This is a genomic window from Pseudomonas sp. 313, assembly GCF_000316965.1.
GTDB classification, from domain to species: Bacteria; Pseudomonadota; Gammaproteobacteria; order Pseudomonadales; family Pseudomonadaceae; genus Chryseomonas; species Chryseomonas benzopyrenica.
Window position 1 is genome coordinate 51,842 of record NZ_ANBZ01000041.1, and the last position, 15,769, is coordinate 67,610.

Annotated in this window: 12 protein-coding genes and 2 pseudogenes; 2 read left to right on the forward strand and 12 right to left on the reverse strand. The window is 63.1% G+C overall.

The features are described from left to right. Window positions 1–88: 88 nt before the first annotated feature. The 12 genes and pseudogenes from C722_RS0109200 to C722_RS24790 all read right to left on the reverse strand — a co-directional run bounded on the left by C722_RS0109200 (window position 89) and on the right by C722_RS24790 (window position 11,842). Complete coding sequence (locus tag C722_RS0109200) at window positions 89–472, reverse strand: response regulator (protein WP_017640236.1); 384 nt, start codon at window positions 470–472, stop codon at window positions 89–91. Window positions 473–579: 107 nt separating this feature from the next. Next, window positions 580–792 carry a hypothetical protein gene (locus C722_RS0109205; protein ID WP_037007037.1) on the reverse strand — a complete coding sequence of 71 codons (213 nt, stop codon included), beginning with the start codon at window positions 790–792 and terminating at the stop codon, window positions 580–582. Between the two features lie 244 nt (window positions 793–1,036). Further along, a complete protein-coding gene (locus C722_RS27005; RefSeq protein ID WP_371099779.1) occupies window positions 1,037–1,900 on the reverse strand; it encodes a methyl-accepting chemotaxis protein in 864 nt (287 codons plus the stop codon). After that, window positions 1,892–2,662: pseudogene (locus C722_RS27010) on the reverse strand (MCP four helix bundle domain-containing protein); the annotation flags it as partial. The gene C722_RS27005 and the pseudogene C722_RS27010, both read right to left, overlap by 9 nt. A 135-nt stretch (window positions 2,663–2,797) precedes the next feature. Further along, the gene (locus C722_RS0109215; RefSeq protein ID WP_371099780.1) at window positions 2,798–4,048 is read right to left on the reverse strand and encodes an OprD family porin; all 1,251 of its coding nucleotides are present in this window, start codon (window positions 4,046–4,048) and stop codon (window positions 2,798–2,800) included. A gap of 226 nt (window positions 4,049–4,274) precedes the next feature. After that, complete coding sequence (locus tag C722_RS0109220; protein WP_017640240.1) at window positions 4,275–5,741, reverse strand: ABC transporter ATP-binding protein; 1,467 nt, start codon at window positions 5,739–5,741, stop codon at window positions 4,275–4,277. Then, window positions 5,738–6,559 carry an ABC transporter permease gene (locus C722_RS0109225; RefSeq protein ID WP_017640241.1) on the reverse strand — a complete coding sequence of 274 codons (822 nt, stop codon included), beginning with the start codon at window positions 6,557–6,559 and terminating at the stop codon, window positions 5,738–5,740. Before C722_RS0109225 ends, C722_RS0109220 begins: the two co-directional genes overlap by 4 nt. Continuing rightward, the gene (locus C722_RS0109230) at window positions 6,556–7,491 is read right to left on the reverse strand and encodes an ABC transporter permease (RefSeq protein ID WP_017640242.1); all 936 of its coding nucleotides are present in this window, start codon (window positions 7,489–7,491) and stop codon (window positions 6,556–6,558) included. The genes C722_RS0109225 and C722_RS0109230 overlap by 4 nt, the downstream gene beginning before the upstream one ends. After that, entirely contained in the window at window positions 7,488–9,029 is a 1,542-nt protein-coding gene (locus C722_RS0109235; protein ID WP_017640243.1) for an ABC transporter substrate-binding protein, read from the reverse strand. Before C722_RS0109235 ends, C722_RS0109230 begins: the two co-directional genes overlap by 4 nt. 311 nt (window positions 9,030–9,340) lie before the next feature. Beyond that, window positions 9,341–9,940: an EF-hand domain-containing protein gene (locus C722_RS0109240; RefSeq protein ID WP_017640244.1), complete on the reverse strand. Its 600-nt coding sequence runs from the start codon at window positions 9,938–9,940 to the stop codon at window positions 9,341–9,343. Between the two features lie 101 nt (window positions 9,941–10,041). Further along, window positions 10,042–11,100 (reverse strand): HAMP domain-containing sensor histidine kinase, encoded by a 1,059-nt coding sequence (locus tag C722_RS0109245; RefSeq protein WP_017640245.1) that lies wholly within the window; start codon window positions 11,098–11,100, stop codon window positions 10,042–10,044. Window positions 11,101–11,102: 2 nt separating this feature from the next. Then, window positions 11,103–11,842 (reverse strand): annotated as a pseudogene (locus C722_RS24790) (response regulator). Between the two features lie 609 nt (window positions 11,843–12,451). On the opposite strand from C722_RS24790, the gene C722_RS0109255 reads away from it, so the two are divergent. Together C722_RS0109255 and C722_RS0109260 are read left to right on the forward strand one after the other, a co-directional pair. Then, window positions 12,452–13,435 carry a DUF1852 domain-containing protein gene (locus tag C722_RS0109255; protein ID WP_017640246.1) on the forward strand — a complete coding sequence of 328 codons (984 nt, stop codon included), beginning with the start codon at window positions 12,452–12,454 and terminating at the stop codon, window positions 13,433–13,435. Between the two features lie 23 nt (window positions 13,436–13,458). Next, on the forward strand, window positions 13,459–14,487 hold the full coding sequence (locus C722_RS0109260) for a methionine synthase (protein WP_017640247.1): 1,029 nt from the start codon (window positions 13,459–13,461) through the stop codon (window positions 14,485–14,487). Window positions 14,488–15,769: the final 1,282 nt, after the last annotated feature.

Sequence of the window (15,769 nt, forward strand, 5' to 3'; positions counted from 1 at the left end):
GTTGTCTCCCAACCTGAGGCGACCGAACTGGTCGCACCTGATCAATAGACTGTCCTGGCGGAAAAACGATCTATGGGAAAGTAGCGGATCAGGCGCCGAGCAGCTTCTGCACCTGCAGGTGGAGACGCTCGAGGGAGAAGGGCTTGGTCAGCAAGGGGACCTTGCCCAGCAACGGCGAACCGGTATCGATGATTTCGGCGGGATAACCACTGATGAACAGGACCTTGAGGTCGGGACGCAACTTGAGGGCGGGCTCGGCGATCATCACGCCGGAGACGTCATCGGGCAGGCGAAAGTCGGTGATCAGCAGATCTAGACGCGGCCGACCGGCCAGGATACGAAAGGCTTCGAGCGACGAGGGAGCCTGTAGGACGGTGTAACCCAGCTCGGCAAGATAATCCGCCAGAATCATCAAAATCTGCGGCTCATCCTCGACGACCAGGACAACCTTGCTCTGTTCCGCACTCACCATCTAACCCCTGTACCCACGCGCTCGGCCCCGTTGGACAGAGGAGGCCTATAAAGTTCCATTCTAGACAGAGGTTAGGGGCCGCCAGACGCACCAGCGGCCCTAGACCCTTACTGCTGCTGCTTCTGACCTTGCTCATTGAGCGTGGTCTTGCCGGCACCGGTCGCAGCACCTGCGCCTTCACCGGTCTTCTGGCCAGCCGGGGTGCCCATGCCGGCACTGTTGGCTTTCGGCGGATTGCCTGCACCTTCGGTGGCGAATGCAGCGCCACTGGCAGCGATCAGACCAGCAAACATCAAAGCAGAGATTTTCTTCGCGTTCATGGTAGGACTCCGGGTTGTTTGGACACTGTTTAGGCAGGCCAAGCGCCGATTCGTTCTCTACCTGATAACAGAGGCGATGTAACCGAATACTAAAGATTGTGCCTCAGGCATTCCAGCGGCAAGCCACGCTGCCGGAGTTCGTGCACCGGTACCGGCGAACAGGCTGCGGCCCTCATTAGTCGAGCTATTACAGCGAAGAACCTGCAGCTGGACGCTGCAAGCCCTTCCTGCCTCCGCACCCTGCCTAGACGGCGAATTCGCGAACCATGCGATTCAGGCCGGTAGCGAGCTTGGATACCTCGGCGCTGGCGCTGGCGGTCTGGGTGGCACCGGTCGCGCTTTGGGTCGCCAGATCCCGGATGCTGGAGATGTTGCGATCGATTTCCCGGGCCACCTGCGCCTGCTCTTCGGCGGCGGTGGCGATGACCGCATTGCGGTCGTTGATCTGGGAGATGGACTCGGCGATCTGCTCCAGGGATACATTGGCCAGTTGGGCGACCGACGTGGATTCCCCGGCCAGTTGCTGACTCTCGGCCATGGCCTTGACGGCCAACGACGAATCGCTCTGGATGGCGCCGATCATCTGTTCGATCTCGCGGGTCGACTGCTGGGTACGATGGGCCAGCGCCCGGACCTCGTCGGCGACCACGGCGAAGCCGCGTCCCTGCTCGCCCGCTCGGGCCGCCTCGATGGCGGCATTCAGTGCCAGCAGGTTGGTCTGTTCGGCGATGGCGCGAATGACTTCGACCACGGCATTGATGTCCTGGGCGCGGGACGACAGCGCCTGGATCTGCTCACTGGTACTGGCCACGTTCTGGGCCAGCGCCTCGATCGACTGGACCGTGCGGGTAACCTTGTCCAGGCCTTCGCTGGTCAGGGTCTGGGTGTGCAGCGAGGTGCTGGCCGCATCGGCGGCATTCCGCGCGACCTCCTCCACCGCCGAACTCATCTCGGTTACGGCGCTGGCCGCCTGGTTGACCTCGTCGTTCTGCCGTACATAACCCCGGCTGGCTTCGTCGATCACGGCGGTCATCTCCTCTGCCGCGGAGGCCAACTGGGTCGAGCTGTCGGCGATATGGGAAACGGTGTCGCGCAGATTGCCCTGCATCTGGGCCAGGGCCTGCAGCATGCCGGCCGCCTCGTCACGACCGACCACGGTGATCCGCTCGGTCAGATCCTTGCGGGCGATCCGTTGGGCGATGCGCAGGGCTTCGCCAACCGGTCGCGTGATGCTGCGGATCAGCAGGGCGGCCAGCACTACGGTGGCCAGAACGGTCAGGGCGATGAGGCCATAAACCCAGTACAGGCCCGTGGTGAAGGTGGCCTTTGCCGCGATTCCGGCGGCCTTGGCGCCGCGCTCGTTGAAGGCACTCAGCTCGGCGATGTGCTTTTCCAGCGCATTGGTGAGCGGGCGTATCGACGTATTGATCAGGACGATGGCACCTTCGTTGTCACCTGTGCGCAGTTTCTGCTCGAAGGCTTCCAGCAAGGTCCGGTAGCCTTCCGCCCCCTTGACCACGGCCGCGTACAACTGGCGGTCTTCGTCGCTGGCCAGGGTCGCCTCGTACTCTTTCACCGCCATGAAGAAGGCATCGCGATAGCCGGGAAAGGCCGCGACGGTCTGGGCGCGCAGCTGCGGATCCGGCGTGGTGGTGCCCCTCAGACTTTCCAGACGCAAACGCAGCAGTCCGCCGCCCATCTTCGCTGCCAACTGATTACCTGGTAGCCAACTGGTCTCCACGTCCTGTTCCGCCTCGTAGAGCTTGCCCATCTGTACCACGGCGACGGCGCCGAGCCCGAAGACAATCAGGACGATCACGGAAAAGAACAGGACGGCGCGGGGGGCGACGTTCAGACTGCGCAGACTCATGAGTTGGGCATCCCTAATAAAGTGACTATTAGAGCTATCGGCGCAACAGAGTCCTCTTAAGCCAGGCGCGACGGGCGGCAGCGAACCGGCTGCTAGCGGTCGGTTCGTCGCCCCTCACAATAACGATTGCCGGCGCTAGAGCAGGCGCAGCGGATAGTCGACGATCACCCGCAGCTGATCGACCGAACCGCCGGTGGACAGCGAGCCGCGATGCCAGGCCTGGCGCACCCGGATGGACAGACCCTTGGCCGAGCCGGATTGCACGACATAGCGCCCTTCCAGATTCAGCTCCCGCTCCCGGTCGTCGGCGCCGTACAGCCCGCGATAGGCGCTGGTGACGGGCAGGTTGCTGCCATCGATGTCACTGCCGTTGATGTAGCGGGTCATGAGGCTGAGACCGGGTACGCCCAGGGTCTTGAAGTTGAGGTCGTAGCGCGCTTGCCAGGAGCGCTCGCCGGGTGCGTTGAAGTCGGAGAACATCGAGGCATTGCCGAGGAACAGCCCGCCGCCGGTGCGCCCGTTGTCGCCCATGCCGATGTAGTCGAAGGGCGTATCCCCATCGATCCGCTGCCAGCCCAGGGTAAAGGTCTGCGGACCGAGGCTGTAGGCCGCGGCGAAGCTGTAGGCCGTGTTGTCGATGGGACCGGCGTTGGCGGCACCGGTATCGAGGGTCCGGTACAGGTTGGCATCGAAGGTCAGCGACTGGCTCGCCGACAATGGCTGCACCAGGTTGAAGTTGCCGTAGTACTGATTCCAGATGTCGTCGAGCTGGGCCGCGTAGAGCGACAGGCTGACACCCTTGGCCAGGGCGTACTTGCCCCCGGCGAAGTCGACGTGATCCGCGCGGCGGCGGGCATAACCGGCCCAGAGATCACCGTCCCGGTTGGTGCTGACCTGATCGGTACCCGAGGTGAAATGTCCGGCTTCCAGCGTCAGGCCGGAGATGTCCGTGCTGAGGATGCTCCAGCCTGTGGCACTCTGGGGCAGCAGGCGGCTGGTGCTGATGGCGAAGACCGGTGCCGTGGGCAGTTGCTGACCGTAGCGCACCACCGTCTGTCCCAAACGCAGCTTGGCCGCCGCGCCGGCGCGGGAATACTCGTCCGCCGGTTGGTTGCCGGCATGGACGGGTAGATTGCCGGTTCCTCGGCGCCCGGGACCGCCATCGAGCTTCAGGCCCAGGTAGCCGAACGCGTCGACGCCCAACCCGACCGTGCCCTGGGTGAAGCCGGACTGGTAGTCGAGCAGAAAGCCCTGGGTCCAATCCTTCTGATCGCCACGACCGTTACGGCGATCGCTGCCGAAATAATAGTTGCGCAGGGTCAGGGTGAGCTTGCTGTCGTCCACGAAACCGTCGGCCCTGGCCTCCTCGCCCGTCAGCAGCCTCATACAGCCGCCCAATACGCCCAGTGCCAGCGGCGCGGCCAGGTGCCTGCCGTGCAACCAGCGACTGGCTCGGGGTAATCCTTTCTGATAGCGCAAGCGTTCCATGAAGTCCTCTGCGGAGTGTGGGTGATCTAGTTGTTGGAAAGACGCGCGCACGAAGGCAGTGGCATCGCACCACGGCCTTGGCGACGTCTGTTGGCAGGCCCGCACCCCCGTGCGGGCCCTGATCTCAGGTCAGGGATTCAGCCAGGCGGCTGCCCTGCTCCCGTGCCGGCGCTTGGTCCTGCAGGGGTCTGGTGTGGGTGCCCAGGTGGATGCGCCGATCGGCGACGGCCTCCACCAGGTCCTCGTCATGGCTGACCAGAAGGATGGCGGTTCCGGACTCCTCAGCCGTCTCGACCAGCAGCTCGATCATCTCCTGCTGGGTGATGAGATCCAGCCGCGAGCTGGGTTCGTCGGCAAAGATCAGCGCTGGATCGAGCAAGAGCACGCGCAGCAGGGAAAAACGCTGCAATTCGCCGCCGGAGATGTTGCCGGGCAAGCGATCCAGCAGCCGCTCATCGAGCCGCAGGCGCTGCATCAGCCGGCCAATCCGTGCCGCCTCCAGGCGATGCAGCCGCACCAGATCCGCCAGCAATTGACGGAGGGTCACCGAGGGCGCGAAAGCGGCCACCGGGTCCTGGTGCAGCTTCTGGAAAGCGCAGCGACTCAGACCAGGCTGGCGCCGAATCGCCCCGCTACTGGGCGCGGCCAAGCTGAGCAGGATGTCGCCCAGGGTCGACTTGCCGCAGCCAGACGGCCCGGTCACGCCGAGGATCTCGCCGGGCCGGACGGTAAAGGACAGCTCTTCGAACAGCTGCTTGCCGCCGCGCTGGGCGGACAGGCCTTCCACCGCGACCACGGCGTCACCGGCGAGCGGTCGCGCGGCACGTTTCGACCATTGCGCGGGATCGGCAGCCAGCAACTGGCGGGTATAGGCATGCTGCGGCTGGCCCAGTACCTGCTCAGCCGTGCCCGATTCGATCACCCGCCCCTTGAGCATGATCATCACCTCGCCACCCAGCCGGCGCGCGACTTCCAGGTCGTGGGTGATGATGAGCAGGCTGCCGCCCTCGGCCAGCATGGCCTTGAGCAGGTCGATCACCTCGTCGATGCGATCGCGATCCAGGCCCTTGGTGGGCTCGTCGGCGATGAGTACCGGCGAGCCACCGGCATGGGTGGCGGCAAAGGCCAGGCGCTGGGCCATGCCCCCGGACAGCTGGAAGGGATACTTGCGCTCGGCGCCGGCCAGACCCAGGCGCGCCAGATCCGCGCTGGCCTTGGCGCGGGCTTCGGCACGGCTGAGGCCAACCACCTGGGTATAGGTCTCGGTGACCTGGGACAGGGCCTTCATGGTTGGGTCCAGGCTCAGCCAGGGTTCCTGGGGCAGCACCGCCAGCCCCCTGCCCCAATGCTCGCGGCGACCGGCCTGGCGGCCCTCTTCGCTGAAGCCGTCCGCCAGGCCGATCTGCCCGTGGGCCTGCAGTCCTGCCGGCAGGTTACCGACCACCCCCTGGGCAAACAGACTCTTGCCCGAACCTGTCTCGCCGATGATGGACAACACCTGACCCGGCGCCAGGCGGATGGACAGCGGTTCCACCAACTGAGCCTCGGCGGTACGGATCTCCAGCGCCGTGGTAGTGAGCAAGGCGGTCATGGCTTGCGTCCTCCGGTGATGAGCAGCAGCGACAGCACGGTCAGAAAGATCGCCAGGATCGGCAGGGCGATGACCAGCGGCGCTTCGGCGTAATAGGGCAGCAATTCGGTGATCATCAGCCCCAGCTCGGCGGTGGGCGGCCGTACGCCGATGCTGACGAAGCCCAGGGCGGCGATAGCCATGATGGTCGAGGCGGCGCCAAAGGCAGCGATGGTCAGGAGAACCGGTGCCAGTTGCGGCCAGAGATGACGGCGCACGATGTAGACCGGCCCGAAGCCCAGCAGCTGGCTGGCGGCTACCGCCGGCGAAGCCAGTACGGTGCGCGACAGCGCGCGGGTCATGCGGAAGTACTCCACCCACAGCACCAGGGCCACGGCGCTGTAGAGGGCGACGAAGGAACCGGGAAACACCGCGACGATCAGCAGGACCAGCAGCAGGCCTGGCAGGGCCAGGAACAATTCGGCCAGTCCGCCCAGCAGCTTGTCGACCAGCCCGCCCTTCCAGGCGGCCAGGATACCCAGCAGCACGCCCGGGATGGCGGCGGTGCAGACGCTGATGAAGGCCAGCCCCAGCGAGAAGCGGATGGCTACCGACAGCCGCGCCAGCATGTCACGACCCAGGTGATCGGTGCCCAGGGGATAGGCGCTGCTGGGTGCCGCGAGGATCGCCATATAGTCCTGGCGGGCGATGTCGCCCTGCCAGAGCAGCGGAGTGAGCGTGGCGAAGGCGATCAAGGCGGCCAGCAGAGCCAGGCCCAGTCCGCGCGCGGAAGACTTCACTGGAGGCGCCGCCAGGGCAGCGGTAGCGTCGAGATTCATGCGTTTCTCCCGCGCGGGTCGATCAGATGATTGGCGAGATCGACCAGGGTATTGAGGATGACGAACAGCAGTCCCATCGCCAGGGCGGTGCCCTGCACCATGGGCACGTCGCGCTGAACGATGGCGTGGACCAGGCCGTGACCGATGCCCGGCCAGGCGAACAGCGTCTCCACCACCACCACGCCTTCGATGAGATACACCAGCTGCACGCCCAGGTAGGTCACCACCGGCACGCCGATGTTGCGCAGGCCGTGGCGCAGGAAGACCCCGGCGCCTCTCAGGCCCTTGAGGCGGCCGAAGCTGTAATAGGCGGAGGCCGCGACCTCCACGGTGGCATCCCGAGCGACCCGGGACGACACGGCGGCCAGCCCCAGGGCCAGGGTCAGCGTGGGTAGCACGCTGTGCCAGAAGGTGCCGTGCCCGGCCGCCGGGAACAGCTGCCAGGAGATGGCGAACAACAGCACGAAGATAACGCCCAGGACGAATTGCGGCAGCGCGCGGATCGCGGTGGTCAACAGCAGCAGGCCGCGGTCCAGCAGGCTGCCCGGACGCAGACCGGCCACCACGCCCAGCGGCGGCCCCAGCAGCAGCGACAGGCAGACGGCGCCAATGGCCAGGCGGATGGAGCTGCCCAGTTCGTGGGCGACGACATCCATCACCGGCTTGCCGGAGACCAGCGAATGGCCGAGATCCAGGGTCAGCAGATCGCCGATCCAGGCGAAGAAGCCCCACAGCAGCGGCTGATCCAGATTGAGCTCGGCCCGCACGGCCTCGGCCGCCGCGGTATCCACCAGGTCGTAACCGTAACGTCCGGCGGCGATGCGGTAGGCGGCGTCGCCCGGCAGCAGGTTCATGAACAGGAAGGTGAGCCCCCCGACCAGCAGGGCGACCAGGCCCGCCTGCAGCAGGCGAAAGGCGAGCAGCCGGGTCATTGGCTCCACCGCATCTTGCTCAGGCCAAAGGTGCGCTCGAAGGGATCGATGGCGGCGCCTTGGACGGCATTGGACACGGCCATGGTCTGGCGATACCAGGCCACCGGGATCACCGGCAGGTCCTTTTGCACCTGGGCCATGGCGGCGTAGCGCTGACGCTGTTGCTCGGCCGGATCATCGCTGGCCAGCAGCGCGGCCAAGGCCTGATCGAAGGCCGGATTCTGCCACCCCAGCGGGCCCCATTCGGCGCCACCGTGGCTGAAGTCATTGAGCAGGGTGACCAGGGGATCGGGCACCAGTGCGAAGTTGCGACCGTAGAGCGCCAGCTGCAGCGAGCCGTCGTTGTGGGCGGCGGGGATGGCGCTGGAGTTCTGCACTGCGACTTCCACGTCCACGCCCACTTCGCGCAACTGCGCCTGCAGGGCGGTAGCGATCAGCGGCAACTCGGGACGATCCGAATAGGTCAGCAGCTTGAGCCTGAGCGGCTTGCCGTCCTTCTGCAGGATGCCATCGGCTCCCGCAGTCCAGCCCTGGCCGGCCAGCAGCTTGCGCGACGCCGCCGGATCATAGGCGAGCGGCGCCAGCTCGGGGTCATGCCAGGCGGGCACGTTCTTGGCGAACAGCTGGGTCGCACCGGTACCCGGGGCGCGCAACACGGCGGCGGCGACGCCCTCACGCTGGATGGCCAGACTGAGCGCCTGCCGCACCTCGACCGGCGCGGTGGCGCCAGCGCCGGAGTTGGGGGTCAGCAACACCACCCGCGGAACCGGCTCGATCAGTACCTTGAGATTGCTGGAGCGCTTGAGTCGCGCGATGCTGGGCGGATCGAGCTGGAACACCAGTTCGGCATCGCCGCTTTCAGCCATCAGGGTGCGGGTCTCGCCGCGGCCGGCGGCCAGGTAGGTGGTCTTGGCGATCTCCGGCTGGGTGCCCCAGTAGCCGGCGAAGCGCTCGGCGGCCAGACGCTGGGGCGGCTCCAGCAGGGTCAGCTGGTACGGTCCCGTGCCGATGATCTTCTGCACCTTGCCATCGGCATCATAGGCGGCGGGCGCCAGGATATTGGTGGAGGAATGCGCCAACAGGGCCAGCAAGGGCTTGAAGGGTTTCGCCAGGCGGATCACCACCTCGTTACCCTCGGCAGTGACCGATTCCATGCCTGCCTGCTTGAGTACTCCGGGCTTGCCGCGTGCCGCATTGAGCGCAGCGGCCGCGGCTTCCGCCGTGAGGTCGCTGCCGTCATGGAATTTCACCCCCTGGCGAATGGCGAGCCGCCAGGTCAGGCCATCTGCCGATTCCGTCCAGCGCTCTGCCAGTCCAGCGATCGGCTTGCCCTGGCCATCGGCTTCGAGCAAGGTCTCGGCGATCTGCATGCGCTGGAAGACGAAGCCGGAAATCGACGGGTCCAGACCACCGATCTCGAAGGGGCCAACCACATCGAAGACGCGTTCCTGAGCGCTGGAAAGGGTCGGCACAAACGCGACCAGGGTGGCCAAGGCCGAAGCGGTCAGGGCCGTGCGGAGGGGGCGGGATGAAAGCATGACAGTCCTTAGCAAAGCGAAAACGCCGATACCCGCTGCTGACACCTAGGTATCGGCCAAGTCAATGAAGGCGCACGTTATATCATAACGTTTCCGCAAGAATCCAAAGCCAAGTCGTGATGGCAACATCTTGAAACAGCTAAGAAATTAGCCCGGGATGCAGCCAGCTGACAGAGCCCAGGGGCCTGGTGCCGAAGGGTGAGGGGTTCACCCCTCACGGGGAGCGGCGCGGAGAAGGGAGTCGCATGAAGCCTGAGTATGCGCAGACTGGACGGCCCCTGGCCGCCCTGCCCTGCGCTACCGACCTGTGTTCAGGCAGCGACGTTCAAGGTACTGCCCATGGCGCTGCTGGTGCCGTTGCTGCCAATGCTCTGGTACTGGCGCAATACCGCCTGAACCCGTTGCGCATAGGGGCTCGACGCCGTCCGAGTACTAGCCTCGGCCTCGGTGCCCCCTTGCCCGCTCGTACCCTGGGGCGGCGGTGGAGGCATGGGGGGGCGCGCTGAACCGCCCAGCCCCGCGACGCTGGAATCGCTGGATTCCTCTGTACCCCTCTGCCCCTGGGGAGCGCCAGATGCACCCGGCGGCGGTGCGAAGGCCGAGGCGAATTCGCTCTCGCCAACGCTGCCATCGCCATCCTGGTCCAGCATGCCGAGCAACTTGTCGACGTCGATGTCTCCGCTTTCGTCGGTAGCCGTCTGGGTATCGCTTGCCGCACTGGCGGCGGCGGTGAGTTCGCTCTTGCTGATGGCGCCGTCGCCATCGCTGTCGAGCTTGCTGAACAGCTTCTTCAACGGGTTGCCGTCTTCACTCCCGCTGACGCTGTTGCCGGACGCTGTCGTGGCTGTGCCTTTGATCGCGCTGGCACTGCTGTAGTAGCTGGAGTAGCCACTGCCTATTCCGCTGATCATGGATATCTCTCCTGGGAAATGCGGACATCGGTGTTCCGCACCTACCAGTATCCGCCGCCTGGATGTCGGCCATTTGGCCACTTTGTATGCCCGGCGATACATCAGGGGCGCGGTAGCACCACCTGACAGGTCAGTCCGCCACCGGGGGTTTCGCCAAGCGTCAGCTCGCCTCCCATGTGCGCCGCCGCTTCCCGGGCGATGGCCAGCCCCAGCCCGGTCCCCCCGGAGGATCTGTTGCGCGAGCCCTCCAGGCGATAGAAGGGTTCGAACACCGCCTCACGATACTGGGCCGGTATTCCAGGGCCGTGATCGAGGATGGAGATGATCAGCCGCCCCGGCTGTTCGCTCAGCTGGATCTCCGCCTGGCCGGCGTAGCGCAGGGCGTTCTGCAGCAGATTGCCGAGACAGGAGCGCAGTGCCATGGGCGCCACCTTCAGCGGCTGGCAACCACCCTGGACCGCGACCAGGGCGCCCTCCTCGGCTGCGTCTTCGGCCATGGCCTCGACCAGCGCCTGGACGTCACAAAGGATGGGACGCTCCTGGCGGTGCTGTTCGCGCAGATACCTCAGGGTGCCGTCGAGCAACTCGATCATGTCGTCCACGTCCTGGCTGACCCGGGCATGTAGGCGTGGATCGTCGATGTCCTCGATGCGCAGCTTCACCCGCGCCAGGGGCGTGCGCAGATCATGGGAGATGGCCGTGAGCATGCGCCCACGCTGCTGGAGCTGTTCGAGCAGGTGCTGGTGCATGCGATTGAGCGCCCGCGCGGCTTCCCGGGTCTCCCAGGGGCCGGTGACCGGAATGGGCGAACCATCGAGGTTGTGGCTCAGGTGCTCGGCGGTCGCGGTCAACTGGCGCAGCGGCCGGGTCAGCAGCCGCGCCCCGAGCCAGGCCGCGATCACCAGCGAGCCCAGCTGAAAGATCAAGGGGCCGCCGAGGAACCACTCGATGCGCTGCCACACGCCGGGCTCCCGATGGGGGAAAGGCCCAGGCGGCGATGGTCGATCGAAGGCGGCCTCGCCTTCCATGGGCGGTGGAGGTGGCGGCGGGCGCTCGCCGAGGCCATGGCGAAACCAGAAGAAGGCCAGCAGATGGCCCAGCAGGATGGCCAGCAGAAAGACCCCGAACAGCCGAGCGAACAAGGTATCCAGGCGGCGCATGGCTAGTGCCCTATCTGCCTGGCATCGAACAGATAGCCCTCGCCGCGCACGGTCTTGATCAACTGCGGCGCCCGGGGATCGTCGCCCAACTTGCTGCGCAGCCGCGACACCTGCAGATCGATGCTGCGATCGAAGGCCTCGATCGCCCGTCCCCGGGTGGCATCGAGCAACTGCTCACGGCTCAGCACCTGGCGCGGCTGCTCGATGAAGACCAAAGCAGCCGCACCTCGGCATTGGACAGGGGCACCATCACCCCGGCGGGCGAATGCAACTGGTGCAGGACACCATCCAGTTTCCAGCCATCGAAGCTGACACTGGTCCGCGGCGCCTTGCGTTGGGTCACCTGCCCCTCCTGGGTCCGCCGCAGTACCGACTGGATCCGTGCCACCAGCTCCCGCGGTTCGAAAGGTTTGGCCATGTAGTCGTCGGCGCCCAGCTCCAGGCCGATGATGCGATCCGCCGGCTCGCACTGGGCGGTCAGCATCAGGATGGGAATGCCACTGTCGCGCCGCAGCGAACGACAGAGGGAAAGCCCATCCTCCCCCGGCAGCATCAGATCCAGCACCACCAGGTCGAAGGCCTCCCCCGCCAGCGCCCGACGCATTTCTAGGCCGTTACCCACGCCCCGGGCACTAATGCTGAAGCGCGCCAGGTAACCGCAAATCAACTCGCGGATCGACGGATCGTCATCCACCAGCAGGATGCGCGAGGTCCAGCGCGGGGATTCGGATGACAGCGACATCGGGGCTACCTGAACAGTCGGACGATCTGGATGCGCATGCTAGCCGTTCGCCCGGCGGGGCAGCTACGGATTGGCATGTAGGCTTGTGTAAAGGTGGTCAAGGGATGGATACCTGAGGTTTGCCGGAGCGCCTATGACCAAAGGCGCCCAGCGTTGGAACGCATCTGCGGCGGGTCCTTTCCCTACGCCAAGGCCTCCCCTTCGGCTTTAACCAGGCGCAGCGGATCCTGGTAGCCGCCTGAATTTGGAGACCAAGCTGGCCCAGGGCTCGGTCACCGCATAACGCAGGCGACCAGAGCGAGCCGCGGCGGCTATGACACCGGAATAGAGCCAAGGCGAAGCGGATGGTGGAGCGGGAGTGGCAGCAGCCGGCCGAGAAAACGTCGGCCTAGTGAGGGTGTCTGCCGAAGCGATTCACAGGCGATCCGGCCCTGCGCCTAATCATGAGTCCCGCTAAAGTTTTTTTGAAATCAATTCATTATCTATAGCGTCACCGCTGAAATAGACTGAGTGCTCATATTAGTCAGTCCAGTTCCGGCAATGAATCATGACGACAATGCCGGCAACCGGATGCTCTTTGCCTGAAGTTTGAGAAGGAGCGATTTGGCGATGAGCCATAATTTCGATTATTTAATTAAAAAGACACCGTTCGACGAGCGCTACCGCCCCTCGGAAAATACCCGCATCACCACTAATTTCGCCAACCTGGCGAGAGGTGACAATCGCCAGGAGAACCTGAAAAACACATTGAAGATGATGAATAATCGCTTCAACTCCCTGGCTGACTGGGACAATCCGCAAGGGGACAGATACAGCATCGAGCTCGACATCATCTCCGTCGCAGTGAGGCTCGACCGCACAGGTGGCGAAGCCACTATCCCCTTGATCGAAATCCTGAAGACCAACATCCTAGACAGGCACGCCGAAGAGCGCATAGAGGGCGTAGCCGGAAACAACTTCTCGTCCTATGTGCGTGATTACGATTTCAGCATCCTGCTCTCCGAGCACAACAGGGACAGAGAAGGCTTCAGTACCCCAGAAAATTTTGGCGAACTACATGGAAAATTATTCAAAGACTTCGTAGGCTCAAGCGCCTACAAGGCCAACTTCAGCAAACCGCCAGTCGTCTGCCTCAGCGTCTCCACCAGCCGGTTGTATCAGCGCACGGAAAATCAACACCCAGTGCTCGGCCTCGAGTATCGGCAAGACGAATACTCATTGACCGATGAGTATTTTGCAAAAATGGGACTGAAGGTGCGCTACTTCATGCCCCCCAATAGCGTTGCGCCTCTGGCCTTTTATTTTTCAGGTGACCTGCTGAACGACTATACGCACCTGGAACTCATTAGCGTAATTAGCACTATGGATACCTTTCAAAAGATCTATCGGCCTGAGATTTACAACGCAAATTCGGTCGCGGGCCACCTGTATCGCCCTAACCTGAGGCATCAGGATTACTCTCTGACCCGAATCCTATACGACCGGGAAGAGCGCAGCCAACTGGCGATAGAGCAGGGAAAATTCACTGAAGAGCATTTCATCAGACCCTATCGATCCCTGCTTGAGCAGTGGTCTGCCACGTCTTCCTTTTAAATGTTTGCACAAGGCCAATACCAATGAAGAAGCTGTTACCCACTTCCACCGCAGGAAGCCTGCCCAAGCCCTCTTGGCTCGCCCAACCGGAAACGCTCTGGTCACCCTGGAAGTTGGAAGGCGAGGAATTACTCGAAGGCAAACAGGACGCGCTACGCCTGTCTTTGTTTGAACAGCAGCAGGCTGGCATCGACATCGTCAGCGATGGCGAGCAAACCCGCCAGCACTTCGTCACCACCTTTATTGAAAATCTGAGCGGTGTCGATTTCGCCAAGCGCGAAGTCGTCAGAATCCGTAATCGCTATGACGCCAGCGTACCTACGGTAGTGGGAGCCGTCGAACGCCGGAAGCCGGTATTCATCGAAGACGCCAAATACCTCCGCCAGCAAACGACACAGCCGATCAAGTGGGCGCTACCGGGCCCGATGACCATGATCGATACCCTTTACGACGATCACTACAAGAGTCGGGAAAAACTGGCCTGGGAGTTCGCCGGCATCCTGAACCAGGAAGCCAGGGAGCTGGAAGCGGCGGGCGTCGACATCATCCAGTTCGATGAACCGGCGTTCAATGTCTTCTTCGATGAAGTCAACGACTGGGGAGTCGCCGCCTTGGAGCGCGCGATCGAAGGACTCAGGTGCGAGACGGCGGTGCACATCTGCTACGGCTACGGTATCAAGGCCAATACCGACTGGAAGCAGACCCTGGGCTCGGAGTGGCGGCAATACGAAGAAGCCTTTCCCAAGCTGCAGAAATCCAAGATCGACATCGTCTCCCTTGAATGCCATAACTCGCGCGTTCCCCTGGAGCTGATCGAACTCATCCGCGGCAAGAAAGTGATGGTGGGCGCCATTGATGTGGCGAGCAACGCCATCGAAACGCCCGAGGAGGTCGCGCAAACCCTGCGGAAAGCGTTGCAATTCGTTGCTGCAGACAAACTCTATCCGTGCACCAATTGCGGCATGGCGCCGCTGTCGCGAAGAGTGGCAAGGGGAAAATTGAACGCCTTGAGCGCTGGCGCAGACATCGTTCGGCGGGAACTGCAAGGCTAGATTCAGGCTGGGTTTGCCAGCCTGAACGAATCAGGGTGGCGCCATAGCAACTCGAGCCGATAAAAACGCCTGATGTTTCCGTCAGGCGTTTTTGCGTTTTCTTCAGCGCTAATCTCGACACTGCTCTTCAGCGGTATTCCCAAGGAGGCGATACAGAAAGTCCAACGCACAAAGAACAGCATGCTGGCGGCGGCTCGTTGATCTGGCGGTCAGCTTCCGTTCGGATGCCTAGCTTTCCTGATAGACTCGATCGTTATCCCTCACTATGTGGAATGTGCTGTATAGCCGGTGCCCCGTACTATCGGTGGCCTGACGTTATCATCTCCATTCCAACTTGTTACCTGACCTTTTGCGATTGCTACGCTGTAGTAGCCCGGCTGCGAAAATCGGCTGAAATGTAGCAAAACGAGCGTAGAACAGACGTACCGAGATGCTTGCCGAAACCGCCTCAAACCCAGCAACCACGCGCCCTGAGCCGTCCCGCCGCTTTTCCGTGGCGCCCATGATGGATCGGGCCGACCGAAACTGAAACGCCCGTCTGGCGCGGCCTCCAGAGCCCTCCACTTCGCTTCGTAGCAAATTTGTAGCACTGACCTCTCCTAGCCCCCTCCTTTTCGCCCCGGATGACATAGCTTCCCAAGCTCATGACGAGGGTTCGATTCCCTTCGCCCGCTCCAGATTTCATGCGACGTTCAGGGCTGCACCAGTGTTACGCGCAAGTGCTGGGGGCCGTTTTGGTGTCCGTATCTGTCCAAGTGGCAGAGACTGTCAGAGCGTTAGAGAGTGACGGCGAGAGTCTCGGGCGTGAATCCCTCTTCCCGATAGCGAAAGCAATTTTTCAGGCTGGCGAAAAAAGTAGGTTACTGAGGTTACTTTTTTTCCTGATCACCCTCCATCCCTTGCCAGACAAGGCTTTCAGCGGTTTAGCCAAAAGTTTTTTCAGGTTATTTGAGGTTATTAGTAACTTTCCAGACAGGTTACTTCCTTCTAGGCTGGAACCCTTGTTCTAGAGCGGTTCCAGAAAAAGTAACCTGGGAAAAAACCTCAAGTAACCTCCTCCAGGTTACCGATGAAACCCAGCAACGACGCGACCTGGAGCTCTGTCAAGCGACCCCTCTACCCTTGGTAACCCGCTTTTTTTGTCGACCTGAAAAAGTCTTCGAGCACTTATCGGCCTGGGGCTGCATTCGGCCGTCTGAAAAAAGGCTGGTGGTGCAGGGATTCGCAGGGTTTTTCAGGCCTGCCACCCCCCGTACAGCCCTAGTAGCGGCACGGAACTGGC